This is a genomic window from Actinoplanes solisilvae, from assembly GCF_003999975.1.
Classification (GTDB): domain Bacteria; phylum Actinomycetota; class Actinomycetes; order Mycobacteriales; family Micromonosporaceae; genus Actinoplanes; species Actinoplanes solisilvae.
In genome coordinates, this window is sequence record NZ_RJAC01000005.1 from 255366 (window position 1) to 269890 (window position 14525).

Sequence of the window (14525 nt, forward strand, 5' to 3'; positions counted from 1 at the left end):
GGCGGAGATCGGTGTCCCTTACCGTAGACTCTAGGAACTTTGCAGGGCCGACGTCGTCCCGACCTTGATTCGTAACAGCAGTGACGACAGGAGGCCCGGTGGCTTTTCCGCACCCCCAGGGGCTTTATGACCCCTCTATGGAGCGCGACGCCTGCGGTGTGGCTTTCGTGGCCGACCTCCACGGACGGCGTTCCCATGATGTGGTCGCCAAGGGTCTTTCGGCGCTGATTCGCCTCGATCATCGGGGCGCGCGTGGCGCGGAATACAACACCGGCGACGGCGCCGGCATCATGATTCAGGTTCCGGACGAGTTCTACCGTGCCGTGGCCGGCTTCGAGCTGCCGCCCGCCGGTCATTACGCGACCGGTCTGGTCTTCCTGCCCGGCGACCCTGACGAGCGGGCGCGGGCGGTCAAGGTCGTCGAGAAGTACGCCCTGGTCGAGGGCGGCGACGTGCTCGGCTGGCGCGAGGTCCCGGTGCGCCCGGACGGCCTCGGTCAGACCGCCGAGGACGCCCGGCCCGTCATCATGCAGGTGTTCCTGGCCGCGCACCGGCTGACCGGCTCCTCGGCCGGGGAGCAGCTCACCGGCCTCGAGCTCGAGCGGGTCGCGTTCACCATCCGCAAGCAGGCCGAGCGGGAGTCGTCGCAGCGCGGGGTTGCGGCCTACTTCCCGTCGCTGTCGTCGCGGACGATCACTTACAAGGGCATGCTCACCCCCGACCAGCTGCCGGCGTTCTTCCCCGACCTGGTCGACGAGCGCGTGTCGAGCGCGATCGCCCTGGTCCACTCGCGTTTCGCGACGAACACGTTCCCGGCGTGGCCGCTGGCCCACCCGTACCGGTTCATCGCCCACAACGGCGAGATCAACACGATCCGCGGCAACAAGAACTGGATGGCCGCCCGCGAGGCGCTGCTCAAGTCGAAGGTGCTGCCGGGCAGCCTCAAGCGGCTGTTCCCGATCAACACGCCCGAGGCGTCCGACTCGGCCAGCTTCGACGAGGTGCTCGAACTGCTGCACCTGGCCGGGCGCAGCCTGCCGCACGCCATGCTGATGATGATTCCCGAGGCGTGGGAGAACGACCCGGGCATGGAGCCGAAGCGGCGCGCGTTCTACCGCTTCCACGCCAGCCTGATGGAGCCGTGGGACGGCCCCGCGTCGGTCGCGTTCACCGACGGCACGATCATCGGCGCGGTCCTCGACCGCAACGGCCTGCGCCCCGGCCGCTGGTGGCACACCTCCGACGGCCTGGTCGTGCTCGGCTCCGAGGCCGGCGTCATCGACCTCGACCCGGCCACCGTGGTCGCCAAGGGCCGCCTGCAGCCGGGCAAGATGTTCCTGGTCGACACCGACGCGGGCCGCATCGTGCACGACGACGAGATCAAAGCCGAGCTGGCCGCGGCCGAGCCCTACGACGAGTGGCTGCACGCCGGGCTGATCAACCTCGACGACCTGCCGCCGCGCGAGCACGTCATCTACACCCACGACTCGGTGCTGCGCCGCCAGCAGGTCTTCGGCTACACCGAGGAGGAACTGAAGATCCTCGTCGCGCCGATGGCCCGTACGGGGGCGGAGCCGCTCGGCTCGATGGGCACCGACACGCCGATCTCGCCGCTGTCGACCCGGCCGCGGCTGCTGTTCGACTACTTCCACCAGCTGTTCGCGCAGGTCACCAACCCGCCGCTGGACGCCATCCGGGAAGAGCTGGTCACCAGCCTGGCCACCACGATCGGCCCCGAGGGCAACCTGCTCGACCCCGGCCCCGCGTCGTGCCGGCAGGTCGTGCTGCCCTACCCGATCATCGACAACGACGAGCTGGCCAAGCTGCTCTCCATCGACGAGGACGGCGACCTGCCCGGCTTCAAGGCCGTGCGCGTCTCGGGTCTCTACCCGCTGCGCGACGGCGCGGCCGGCATCAAGGCGCGGCTGACCCAGATCTGCCGGCACGTGTCCGAGGCGATCGAAGACGGCGTACGCATCCTGGTGCTCAGCGACCGCGACTCGAACGCCGACCTGGCCCCGATCCCGTCGCTGCTGCTCACCGCGGCCGTGCACCAGCACCTGGTCCGTGAGCAGACCCGCACCCAGGTGGCCCTGGTCGTCGAGTCGGGCGACGCGCGCGAGGTGCACCACGCGGCCGTGCTGATCGGCTACGGCGCGGCCGCGGTCAACCCGTACCTGGCCTTCGAATCGGTCGAGGACCTGATCGCGACCGGTCCGCTGGCCGGGCTCGACCCGCGCGCGGCGGTCCGCAACTACGTCAAGGCGCTCGGCAAGGGCGTCCTGAAGATCATGTCGAAGATGGGCATCTCGACGGTGTCCTCCTACTGCGGCGCGCAGGTGTTCGAGGCCGTGGGTCTCGACAACCGGCTGCTGCAGCGCTACTTCGCGGGGACGAACGGGCGCATCGGCGGGGCGGGGCTGGCCGGCATTCACGCCGAGGTGCTCGCCCGGCACGAGAAGGCGTACCCGGCCAATCCGGCCGAGCGGACCCACCGGCGGCTCGAGGTCGGCGGCGAGTACCAGTGGCGACGTGAGGGCGAGGTGCACCTCTTCAACCCGGAGACGGTGTTCCTGCTGCAGCACGCCACCCGCTCGAAGCAGTACGACGTCTTCCGGAAATACACGTCCAAGGTCGACTCGATGGCCTCGGCGTCGCTGCGCGGGCTGTTCAAGTTCCGGTCCGACCGCACCCCGGTGCCGCTGGACGAGGTCGAACCCGCCTCCGAGATCGTGAAGCGGTTCGCCACCGGCGCCATGTCGTACGGGTCGATCTCGGCGGAATCGCACGAGACCCTCGCCATCGCCATGAACAACCTCGGCGGCAAGTCGAACACCGGCGAGGGCGGCGAGGACGTCGACCGTCTCCACGACCCGCGGCGGCGCTCGGCGGTCAAACAGATCGCCTCCGGCCGCTTCGGCGTGACCAGCGAATACCTGGTCAACGCGGACGACCTGCAAATCAAGATGGCGCAGGGCGCGAAGCCCGGCGAGGGCGGCCAGCTGCCCGGCAACAAGGTGTGGCCGTGGATCGCCAAGACCCGCCACGCCACCCCGGGCGTCGGCCTGATCTCGCCGCCGCCGCACCACGACATCTACTCGATCGAAGACCTGGCCCAGCTCGTCCACGACCTGAAGAACGTGAACCCGATGTCGCGGGTGCACGTCAAACTGGTCAGCGAGATCGGCGTCGGCACGGTCGCGGCCGGCGTGGCCAAGCTCAAGGCCGACGTCATCCTGATCTCCGGGCACGACGGCGGCACCGGCGCGTCCCCGCTGAACTCGCTCAAGCACGCCGGCTCCCCGTGGGAGCTGGGCCTGGCCGAGGCGCAGCAGACCCTGCTGCTCAACAAGCTGCGCGACCGGGTCACCGTGCAGGTCGACGGCCAGCTCAAGACCGGCCGCGACGTGATCGTGGCCGCGCTGCTGGGCGCTGAGGAGTTCGGCTTCGCCACCGCCCCGCTGATCGTCAGCGGCTGCATCATGATGCGCGTCTGCCACCTCGACACCTGCCCGGTCGGCATCGCCACCCAGAACCCGGTGCTGCGCGAACGCTTCACCGGCAAGCCCGAGTTCGTCGAGAACTTCTTCATGTTCCTCGCCGAGGAGGTGCGCGAATACCTGGCCGAGCTGGGCTTCCGCACCATCGACGAGGCGATCGGTCACGCCGAGGTCCTCGACGTGCAGCCGGCGGTCGAGCACTGGAAGGCCAAGGGTCTCGACCTGTCGCCGATCCTGTTCGTGCCCGAGCTGCCCTCTGGAGCCGCGCGGCGCGGGGTGGTGAAGCAGGACCACGGCCTCGAGAAGGCGCTCGACAACAAGCTGATCGAGCTGGCCGCGCCGGCGCTGACCGAGGGACTCTCGGTGCGGGCCGAGATCGAGGTACGCAACGACAACCGCAGCGTCGGCGCGATGCTCGGCGGCGAGGTGACCCGTCGCTACGGCGGCGCCGGCCTGCCCGAGGACACCATCTCGCTCACCCTGCGCGGCACCGGCGGGCAGTCGTTCGGCGCGTTCCTGCCCCGCGGCGTCACCCTGCGCCTGATCGGCGACACGAACGACTACGTGGCCAAGGGACTCTCCGGCGGCCGGGTCATCGTGCGGCCCGACGAGACGGCGCCGTTCGTGGCCGAGGACAACATCATCGCCGGCAACACCATCCTGTACGGGGCCACCGCCGGGGAACTGTTCCTGCGGGGCCGGGCCGGCGAACGGTTCGCCGTACGCAACTCGGGCGGCCAGGCCGTCGTCGAGGGCGTCGGCGACCACGGCTGCGAATACATGACCGGCGGCACCGTCGTGGTGCTCGGCCAGATCGGGCGCAACTTCGCGGCCGGCATGAGCGGCGGCACGGCGTTCGTGCTCGACCTCTCACCGACCCGCGTCAACCCGGAACTGGTCGACCTCACCCCGCTCACCGACGAGGAACAGGAAACCCTGCGCACCCTCGTCGAGAAGCACGCGGCCGAGACCGGTTCGGCCGTCGCCGAGCGCCTGCTCAAGGACTGGCCCGCGGCCGTCGAACGGTTCACCGCCGTCGTGCCGCGCGACTACAAGCGTGTGATGGAACTGATCAGGACCGCCGAAGCCGCCGGTCGCAACGTCGACGAGGCGGTCATGGGGGTCCAGCGTGCCTGATCCGAACGGTTTCCTTCGCTACGAGCGGCAGCTGCCCAAGCGCCGCCCGGTGCCGGTGCGCATCCAGGACTGGCGCGAGGTCTACCCGCCCGCCGGCGAGGAGCTCATCCGCGACCAGGCCACGCGCTGCATGGACTGCGGCATCCCGTTCTGTCACGAGGGCTGCCCGCTGGGCAACCGCATCCCCGACTGGAACGACCTCGTACGCACCGGGGCGTGGGAGGCGGCCGCCGAGGCGCTGCACGCGACGAACAACTTCCCCGAGTTCACCGGCCGGCTGTGCCCCGCCCCGTGTGAGGCGGCCTGCGTGCTCGGCATCGCCGACGACCCGGTCACGATCAAGCAGGTCGAGGTCGAGATCGCCAACCATGCGTTCGACCTGGGTTACGTACGCCCGCAGCCCGCACCCGTGTCGACCGGCAAGAAGGTCGCCGTGGTCGGCTCGGGCCCGGCCGGTCTCGCGGCGGCCCAGCAGCTCGCCCGCGCCGGACACGCGGTCACGGTCTACGAGCGCGACGACCGCATCGGCGGTCTGCTGCGCTACGGCATCCCCGACTTCAAGATCGAGAAGTCGGTGGTGGACGCCCGTCTGGCCCAGCTCTCGGCCGAAGGCGTGGTGTTCGAGACCGGCGTCGAGGTCGGCGTCGACGTCACGGCGGACGACCTGCGCGAACGCTTCGACGCGGTGCTGCTCGCCTCAGGCGCGCTCTTGAGCCGGGACACACCCGAGACCCCGGGCCGCCACCTGAACGGCGTGCACCTGGCGATGGAGCACCTCGTGCCGGCCAACCGGGTCGTGGCGGGCCTGCAATCCGCGACGCCGATCGACGCCGCGGGCAAGCACGTGGTCATCATCGGCGGCGGCGACACCGGCGCGGACTGCCTGGGCGTGGCCCACCGGCAGGGCGCGGCCAACGTCATCCAGCTCGACCAGTACCCGCTGCCCCCGTCATCACGGGCCGGCGAGCTGCACCCGTGGCCGACGTGGCCGGTCATCCTGCGCAACTACCCCGCCCACGAGGAGGGCGGCGAACGCGTCTTCGGCGTCGCGGTGCAGGAGTTCGTCGACGACGGCAACGGCAACGTCCGCGCGATCCGCATCGTCGACGTGTCCGTGCAGCGAGTCGACGGCGTCCGCACGGTGACCGAGATCGAGGGTTCGTCACGGGAGCTGCCGGCCGACCTGGTGCTGCTGGCGATCGGCTTCGAGGGCACCGAGAAGCAGCCGCTGCTCGACCAGTTCGGCATCACCCGCAACCGGCGGGGTGTGCTGGACGCGTCGTCGACGTGGGAGACCTCGGCCCCCGGCGTCTTTGTGGCCGGCGACATGCACCGCGGCGCCTCGCTCATCGTGTGGGCGATCGCCGAGGGCCGTTCCGCCGCAGCGGCGATCCACGACTACCTGGGCGCGGCCGGCGAACTGCCCGCCCCCGTCCCAGCGTCGGCTCAGCCCATCGGGGTGTAAGCAGCCAGGGTGTCCCGGCTGGCTTTCGTCAGCCTCTCTTGCGCGGGAAGTGCGTCGAGCTCGAACCATCCGATCTCGACGCACTTCTCCGGCTCCCGAATCTCGGGGATGCCACCGACGTGGCGGGCCGTGAAGCTGGGCGAAACCCAGTGCTGCCGTTCGCCGGGCAGGATGTGGTCGGAAACGCCGATGAGCCGCTCGACCTCGATGGTCATGCCGTACTCCTCAGCGAACTCACGTCTTATGGCCGCGGTGAGCGTCTCCCCGAAGTCGACCATGCCGCCGGGGAACTCCCAGAGCCCTCTCTCGTTGCGCGCCTCCGGCCCCCGCTTGGCGAGGAACACCCGCCCGCGTTCGTCGAACACCATCGCACCGACGCCGACCCCGATGAAGTCGTGGCCCGGCCTCATCCGATCGCCGGCAACAGAACGAAGCTGGCGCCCAGCCACATGAATCCCACAGACCCGAGAATAAAGAGCACGATGTACGTCTCGTACCAGCGCCAGAAGTTCCGCGGGTCGGGCGGCCTGCGATAACCTGGCCGGATCGCCACCTCGGTGAGCTCGCATTCCTCACGCCGATAGTCGAGCCAGGCGAACACCCCGATCACGATCAGCAGCACGGTGAAGGCCGCGATGACCGTGACCAGCAGCAGGACCGCCACGATGCCGATCTGCGCGACTCTCGGTTCGATCCGCCATTCCTCGTACCGCACGAAGAGCAGCAACGCCGCACCCACGAGCACGGTGGCCAGGGTCTGATAGATCGCCAGGAACCGGTAGACATTCTCGTTCACGGTGTGCAGTTGCTGAAGCAGGTATTTGTACCGCTCAACCTCGAAAGCCTGGGCCCGGTCGACCTGAGGCGGCTGGGTCATCGCGACCACCACCAGCCCTTCTCGTCCGCGCGTAGGTAGGCGTCTCGAGGTGGAGCGATGTCCGTTCGGGTTTTCGCCACGCGGTCGAGCGCCTCGTTGATCGGATCGACTCCGTCTGGGGAGGTCGCTGCATGCCGGAAAACTCGCTGGAATGGGGCAGGGAACTGTTCGGCCAGGACGTCGGCGTTGGCGAGAAGCCAGCGGGCCAGCGGATGGCGGCCGTTGAGGTGTGTACCGGCTCGGGCGAGACGCTCGTCACCTTGGTAATCGACCGCGAACAGCGGGCGGTAGTGACGGTGGCCGGCCGGCAATGGCGGAGGGCTCGCCGAGCGAACGCGTAAGCGGCTCTCAGTGCCTGGCGACGCCATTACTTCGAGATCGACAAAGAAGTGCAAGAGGGCTGCGGAAAGTACGTCATAGAATATCAGGTAGCTGTCCGTCTTTTCCCAGAGCGAGAAAATTGAAGTCACTTCGACCGATTCTCCTTCTCGGGCGGCGGATCGGAGATCCTCGACGCTCATGAAGTTCGATTCATGTCGGATGACGTTCTCAGAGTTCCAGGAGCCCATCATGAGCAGGTCGTCAGTTCCGAAGGTTGCGGCGGTCGCCGGTTCGCCGGGTGCGATGTCGACGATTTCGACGCGGTCCAGAACCGCCAGGGCTCGGGCTAGGCGCTCATCCTGGCCCGTGGCCAGCCGCGACGCGCGGCGAAGCGCCAACTGCAGGGCGGAATGCACCGGCCACGGCACCGCGCGAATCTGTGAGCGTGAGATCGTCAGGTCGGGGCGAAGCGGTCCGGACAGTCCCACTGCGCCGTAAACGACCGTGCCGACGCGGTCTCCGTCGATCGACTTTTGCTCGGATTCGGTCGGCATTGTAATGCCGTTGTATGACCAGCGCATATCACCGTCGTCGCTGGCCAGCAGGTCGTGACGGGGCAGGTCTTCGACGGGAATCATGAACTCTGAGTTCAGACTCGTTCGTGGGTCTGAAATTTTGCGCAATGCAGACTCGAGGTCGAGCGCCGGCCCGCCATGAGGATTGGGCACCCGGTAGGCCGAATCACCGCTATCGACATCCGGTAATTGCCTGCCCGTGGCGGCGAGATATGCGTAGCGAGCCGCGTCACGGTATGCGAGCAACATTGACGAGAACGCCACCTTGGCGTGCTTCTTGGTGGTTAAGTCAAATTCAGTGGCACTGACCGAGTGGTCCCATCCTTCATGCCTGAATGAATGGGCCCGGTCCCCAAAAATCTTTCGCAGGGCCCGGCGGTGGTCTTCGCCCTCGCTCGGAACCGGAGAAAGTGGAACAAACGCCAGTAGCTGCCCTCGGACATCAGGGATGGCCGTCGCGCCGAGATCGAGCGGGATCGCCGCAATGCTGATGTGCTCCAGATTGAAACCGGGGATGAAGTCGTTGTCCATACCCGGAGTCAGCTCGGCAGTTGCGAATGTGGAGACGATCGGTTCGGTAAGAAGCGGGTCGAGCAACGGATTCGAGCCCTCGGCCTCCAGCCGGTCGGCGTTGACCTGGACCGGCACCGGCGCCCCCAGAATGTAGGATCTGATCCGGTCCTCGACGGTCTTCAGATCGATCGCGGCCCGATTCGGGTCGATCCGGACCGCGATATGTGTCCCAGGATCGCCGAGAAAGGCGTCCTCCTCGCCGTGCCGCCCCGGCATGGGCCGCCCGCGGCCGCTCTCCTCCTGGAGCGTGAAGTAGTCGTTCCGCCGACTGATCGACACGCGGATCGCCTTGGCGTTGTGGACGGCCGACAACTGTCGCAGGCTCGTCAGTTCCACCCGGTCGCCGACCATGAAGCAGGCGAGTATGCCGATGCCGAACCGGCTGATCGCCCCGAACGACCGCTCGGGGCGTTCGAGCCGGCCCGCTTCGGCCTCGAACTCAGCCGATCGGTAGTACGACCGCCCGACTCGCAGGAAGTATTTGCGGAGGGCGTCCTCGTCCATCCCGATGCCGTCGTCATCGACCCGTACCCAGATGTATCCGCTGTCGTCCCAGCAGTGGACGCGGACCTCTGACGCGTCGGTCCGGTAGAGATGATTGCGGGCGTTGACGGCGTCGAAGGCGTTCTGCAACAACTCCCGCAAGAAGGCGTAGGGGTCGTCGTAGAGTCGTTCCCCCGTGAACAGCTCGAGTACCGCCTCCCGGTCGAGTTCGAATCGGAACTCGCCGTACTTGTACCCGTGACTGGTGATCGACGCGTCGATCTCGGCCGGGAGGGGCAGGCCGCGCCACCGGTCGCCGCAGAAGTCCGCGACCGATCGGCATTCCAGCAGCTCCTGGCGGACGACGTCGAGAAACTTCCGCAGGTCGTGTTCGACGGCGGGATCGGTGGGATCGGCAAGGAACTGCAGGGTGTAGTTCCGCTCCGGATCGTCCGGGAAGTCGAATCCGCCGGCCGCGATGTGTTTCAGCCATTCGGCATCGCTGACCGTGGATTCCGGCGTCTCGTGCCGGTCGAGCTTGAGGTGGTCGTAGATCACCCGTGGGGCCCGAGTCTGATCGAGATCGAGGATGTCGGCGAGACGCAGGATGATCGCGCAGAAGCGAAGGTCGGCCTTCTGCCGGAAGTCCCGCTTGAACTCGGGCTCCCGCAGCTTGACCGCCGACACGTTATGGCTCCGGCAGATCAGCGTCAATTGGTTGATGATCGAGGCGCCGTCCCACCTCAGCCAGGACAGGTCACAGTCCTCGAGGTGTTCCCGGACCCGTTCGGCGTGCCGCGCCCTGCAGTACTGTTCGACCACACCTGGCGGAGGGGTGTCGCGGTTGCGCCTGGTGGCGAGAAAAGCCTCGTCGTTCCTTCTGAGGAACGCCTTGAAGTCATTGGTTCCGCTGAGCCGGGCCAGCTCGTCCGGCTCGTAGACCATGCCGACGTCGTGGAAATAGGCGGCCAGGATCAACAGCGCCGCCTCCAGCGGCCGCAAGGCGTCGATGCGCGGCCCGACCAGCTGGTTCATGCGCCGGATCACGTTTTCGGCGTGCTGCTCGTCGTGCAGGGTGTAGGCCTGGAAGGTCTCCCGGACCAGCTTGAGAAGGTCCCGGGCCCGGCCGACGAGCCTCTCGACGTTCGCCCGGTTGTCATCGGACGCCTCCGTGGCCAGGACCTCGCCCAGCCGCCCCCAATCGCCCACGGCACTCCCTCCGGCAGGAAACGGCAATACGGACTGTAGTGCTCGCATTGCTCCCCGACGATGGCCGAACGGGGGAGGGCGTACGTGAAAGGGCGTTGCCGGAAGCGGCCGGAACCGGGCCGATAAGCTGGAGACGCGGTCGTCGAAGCCCGCAGGTCAACAGCGCAGCGCACCGGTCTCACCAAGGCTGGGAGGCCTCGCCGTCGCCCGACAGAAGCAGTTCATCCCTTGTACGGGGGTCGGCCGCCAGGCCGATGAGAAAGAGAGACTAGCCTGATGGCCGTGACACGCCGCGTAAAGATCGTTTGCACCATGGGGCCCGCGACCGCTTCGCCCGAGCGCATGCTCGGTCTCGTCGAGGCCGGCATGGACGTGGCCCGCCTGAACTTCAGCCACGGCTCCCACGAGGACCACCAGCACATGTACAACCTGGTGCGCTCCACGAGCGAGCAGGCCGGGCGCGCCGTGGCCGTCCTCGCCGACCTGCAGGGGCCGAAGATCCGCCTCGGCAAGTTCGCCGACGGGCCGCACATCTGGAACACCGGCGACATCGTCACCATCACCAGCGACGACATCCTCGGCACGGTCGAGCGCGTCTCCTGCACGTACAAGAAGCTTCCGCAAGAGGTCAAGCCCGGCGACCGCCTGCTCATCGACGACGGCAAGGTCGCCGTCGAGGTCACCGGCGTCGACAACAACGACATCCGCTGCCTGGTCGTCGAGGGTGGCCCGGTCAGCAACAACAAGGGTGTCTCGCTGCCCAACGTGGCCGTCAGCGTCCCGGCGCTGAGCGAGAAGGACGCTGAGGACCTGCGCTTCGCCCTCGGCCTGGGCGCCGACGTCATCGCGCTGTCCTTCGTGCGCTCGCCCGACGACATCAAGCTCGTCCACGAGATCATGGCCGAGGAAGGCCGCATCGTCCCGGTCATCGCCAAGGTCGAGAAGCCCGAGGCGGTCGAGCACCTCGAGGCGATCGTCCTCGCCTTCGACGGCGTCATGGTCGCCCGCGGTGACCTCGGCGTCGAGCTCCCCCTCGACCAGGTCCCGCTGGTGCAGAAGCGCGCCGTCCAGCTCTGCCGCGAGAACGCGAAGCCGGTCATCGTCGCGACCCAGATGCTCGACTCGATGATCGAGAACTCGCGCCCGACCCGCGCCGAGGCGTCCGACGTGGCCAACGCGGTGCTCGACGGCACCGACGCCGTGATGCTCTCCGGCGAGACCTCCGTCGGCAAGTACCCGGTGCTCACGGTCAGCACGATGGCCAAGATCGTCACCACGACCGAGGGTGGCTCCATCCCGGTCCCGCGCCTGCAGCACGACCCGCGCACCCACGGTGGCGCCCTCACCGTCGCCGCGTCGCAGATCGCCCGCAACATCGGCGCCAAGGCCCTGGTCGCGTTCTCCCAGACCGGCGACACGGTCCGGCGCCTGTCCCGCCTGCACTGCGAGCTCCCCCTGTACGCCTTCACGCCCGTCCCCGCGGTCCGTGACCAGCTCGCCCTCAGCTGGGGCGTCGAAACGTTCCTGACCGACTTCGTCGAGCACACCGACGACATGTTCCGCCAGGTCGACGCGAAGATGCTCGGCCTCGGGCTGGCCAAGCCCGGCGACTACGTCGTCGTCGTGGCCGGCTCCCCGCCGAACGCCCCCGGCTCCACCAACACCCTGCGCGTGCACCGGCTCGGCGACCTGGTCGACCCCGCGTCGCTGTGACCGAACCGCTGAGCGGACAGGCCGCCGTCGACCAGCTGCTCGAGGTCCTCGACCTCAAGCAGCTGGAGGCGGCGACCTTCGTCGGGGAAAGCCCGCAGACCGGCGCCCAGCGTGTCTTCGGCGGCCAGGTCGCCGGTCAGGCCCTCGTAGCGGCCGGGCGCACCGTCGACCCCGAACGCACGGTCCACTCGCTGCACGGCTACTTCGTGCGCCCCGGCGACCCGACCGAGCCGATCCTGTTCACCGTCGAGACCATCCGCGACGGACGGTCCTTCTCGGTGCGCCGATCCACCGCTCAGCAACACGGCAAGACCATCTTCTTCATGTCGGCGTCCTTCCAGGTCCGCGAGGAAGGACTCGACCACCACACCCCCGCCCCGGTCGGCGTCCCCGGACCCGACGAGGTCCCCACCATGGCCGACTGGGTCGCCCGCTACCCCAGCCGCCGCGGCGCCTTCAACGCCGCCCCGCGCGCCGTCGACCTGCGCTACGTCAACGACCCCGGCTGGGTGCCGCCCGGCGACCGCAACGCCAGCGACCAGCAACGCGTCTGGATGCGCGTCGACGGCAAACTCCCCGACGACCCGCTCATCCACGCCTGCGCCCTCACCTACGCGTCCGACCTGTCACTGCTCGACTCGGTGCTCTCGGTCCACGGCGAGGTGTGGGGGCCCGGCGGCGTCATCGGCGCCAGCCTCGACCACGCCCTCTGGCTCCACCGGCCGTTCCGCGCCGACGAGTGGTTCCTCTACGACTGCACGAGCCCTTCGGCCAGCGGCAGCCGCGGCCTGGCCAGCGGCCGCATGTTTGCACGCGACGGCGTCCACATCGCCAGCGCCGTCCAGGAAGGCCTGCTCCGCCGCATCGGCGAGCGAGCTTAGCGGCTCACTTCCTCGGCGACCGGCTCGTCCGACTCCGCCTGGTGCCGCGCCGGCTGGTCGTCGAAGTCGGCCATCCCCGCCGCGTAGCCGGCCACCCCCGCCTCACGCTCCGGCGGCAACCGCAGAATCTCCGGCCGCGCCGCCACCACCTCACGCAGCCGCAGCCCGGTCACGAGATCGGCCACCGCCCGCAGCACGGCGAGCGCCCCGAGCGTGATGATCACCGGGTCGGCCGTACGCGCCAGAGGCCCGGACGCGTAAAACCCCAAACCCACCTGCAAGACCCCCAAAGACACCATCAGACCCCACGTACGGTCCGAGCCCCGGTTGATCGCAGCCACCGCGACGTCGACCGCGCCGCGCACCAGCAGAAACCACCCCACCAGCGACGCCGGCGTCGTGTAGGTCGAATCCCGGTCCAGCAGCACCACCACACCCGTGGCCGCGAACAGAACAGCCATCGACGCGTTCACCCACCACGTCCGCGTCCCGGCCAGAGCCCGTACGACCTCACACAGCGCCCCGAAGAAAATCACCGGGCCCGCCACCGCCACCACGTCAGCCGGCTCCAGCCGCAGCACACTCCACCCCACCGCCAGCCACGCCACGCCCGCGAACAGCAGAAACCCCCACATGCTCGACCGCATCACGGACAGGGGCGAAGAACCGGACCACAACATGAGGCCTCCAGCCGAAGGTGACCCTGCCATGACAACATCCGGCCGACCACCGAACGGGAGGTTCGCGCAGATTCACAGCCGGGTACCAGACCACCGCCCCCACCCCGCGGAGAACCCGTGCCCGACGACGAACTCACCCCCGCCCTGCACGCCGCCCAGAACGGCGACGCCGCCGGATTCGCCACCCTCTGGCGCGCCCTGCACCCCGCCGTCCTGCGCTACCTGCGTGTCGTCGCCGGCGACCACGCCGAGGACGCCGCCAGCGAAACCTGGCTCCACGTCATCCGCGACCTCGACCGCTTCCACGGCGACACCACCGCCTTCCGGGGATGGCTCTTCCGCATAGCCCGCCACCGCGGCCTCGACGAGATAAGACGCCAATCCCGTACGAGGGAAAGCCCCGCCTCCATCCCCTCGGCGGCACCCGACGCAGCGTCGCAAGCAGCCGACCACGCCTCCACCGGCTGGGCCCTCGCCATGATCGCCGCGCTGCCACCCGACCAGGCCGAAGCGGTCATGCTGCGCACCGTCATCGGCCTCGACGTGGCCACCACCGCCCAGATCCTCGGCAAGAAACCCGGCGCCGTACGCATCGCCACCATGCGAGGACTCCGACGACTCGCCACCAACCCCCAGATCCGTACGAGACAGGGGGTGTAACAAAATGCGCGCCCTCCACGCTCTCCTTCGTGTACTGCGACTTCGTGTACTGCGACGAGACCGGCACCCACGACCCGAACCGGACGCCTCCACCGACCGGCCCGGACTCGCCGACCTCCTCGAAGCCGCCCGAGCCCCCGGAACCCCCGACGAGCTCGCCGGCGAGAAAGAGGTCGTCGCCGCCTTCGTCGCACATCGCAGACGTGCTGCCCGAGCCCAGCGCCGGACCCCGGCGAGAATCCGGGCCGCCCTCGTGCCCGCCACGACCGGCCTGGCTCTCCTGATCCTCACCGGAACCGCCGTCGCCGCCCGCACCGGCAACCTCCCCCAGGAAGCCCAGCAGCACGCACACCGCCTGTTCTCGGCGCTGGGCGTACCAGCGCCGAGAACAGGCACCCCGACCCCCGACATCACCAACCTGACCTGGTGCGAAGCCTGGCACGGAGTCCCC

At 68.7% G+C, this 14525-nt stretch carries 9 protein-coding genes; 5 read left to right on the top strand and 4 right to left on the bottom strand.

The window, feature by feature from the left end:
• The first annotated feature begins 98 nt into the window (after positions 1–98).
• The gene (gltB, locus tag EER30_RS16850) at positions 99–4637 is read left to right on the top strand and encodes a glutamate synthase large subunit (protein ID WP_489884458.1); all 4539 of its coding nucleotides are present in this window, start codon (positions 99–101) and stop codon (positions 4635–4637) included.
• Positions 4630–6102 carry a glutamate synthase subunit beta gene (locus EER30_RS16855; protein ID WP_127501399.1) on the top strand — a complete coding sequence of 491 codons (1473 nt, stop codon included), beginning with the start codon at positions 4630–4632 and terminating at the stop codon, positions 6100–6102. Before gltB ends, EER30_RS16855 begins: the two co-directional genes overlap by 8 nt.
• Here the strand turns inward: EER30_RS16855 and EER30_RS16860 are convergent.
• Genes EER30_RS16860 through EER30_RS16870 form a run of 3 tightly spaced genes read right to left on the bottom strand, consistent with a single transcriptional unit; the run spans position 6084 to position 10140 of the window.
• A complete protein-coding gene (locus EER30_RS16860; RefSeq protein ID WP_127501400.1) occupies positions 6084–6512 on the bottom strand; it encodes an NUDIX domain-containing protein in 429 nt (142 codons plus the stop codon). The genes EER30_RS16855 and EER30_RS16860 overlap by 19 nt on opposite strands.
• On the bottom strand, positions 6509–6979 hold the full coding sequence (locus EER30_RS16865) for a DUF2157 domain-containing protein (RefSeq protein ID WP_127501401.1): 471 nt from the start codon (positions 6977–6979) through the stop codon (positions 6509–6511). Before EER30_RS16865 ends, EER30_RS16860 begins: the two co-directional genes overlap by 4 nt.
• On the bottom strand, positions 6976–10140 hold the full coding sequence (locus EER30_RS16870; protein WP_164842353.1) for an HD domain-containing protein: 3165 nt from the start codon (positions 10138–10140) through the stop codon (positions 6976–6978). Before EER30_RS16870 ends, EER30_RS16865 begins: the two co-directional genes overlap by 4 nt.
• Positions 10141–10416: 276 nt before the next feature.
• On the opposite strand from EER30_RS16870, the gene pyk reads away from it, so the two are divergent.
• Both pyk and EER30_RS16880 read left to right on the top strand, forming a co-directional pair.
• Positions 10417–11853, top strand: coding sequence for a pyruvate kinase (gene pyk, locus EER30_RS16875; protein ID WP_127501403.1), 1437 nt, complete (start codon positions 10417–10419; stop codon positions 11851–11853).
• On the top strand, positions 11850–12734 hold the full coding sequence (locus EER30_RS16880) for an acyl-CoA thioesterase (protein WP_127501404.1): 885 nt from the start codon (positions 11850–11852) through the stop codon (positions 12732–12734). Before pyk ends, EER30_RS16880 begins: the two co-directional genes overlap by 4 nt.
• Here the strand turns inward: EER30_RS16880 and EER30_RS16885 are convergent.
• Positions 12731–13369, bottom strand: coding sequence for a DUF308 domain-containing protein (locus EER30_RS16885; RefSeq protein ID WP_127501405.1), 639 nt, complete (start codon positions 13367–13369; stop codon positions 12731–12733). The genes EER30_RS16880 and EER30_RS16885 overlap by 4 nt on opposite strands.
• Positions 13370–13531: 162 nt before the next feature.
• Here EER30_RS16885 and EER30_RS16890 point away from each other — a divergent pair, with 162 nt between their 5' ends.
• Complete coding sequence (locus tag EER30_RS16890) at positions 13532–14074, top strand: RNA polymerase sigma factor (RefSeq protein ID WP_127501406.1); 543 nt, start codon at positions 13532–13534, stop codon at positions 14072–14074.
• Positions 14075–14525: the final 451 nt, after the last annotated feature.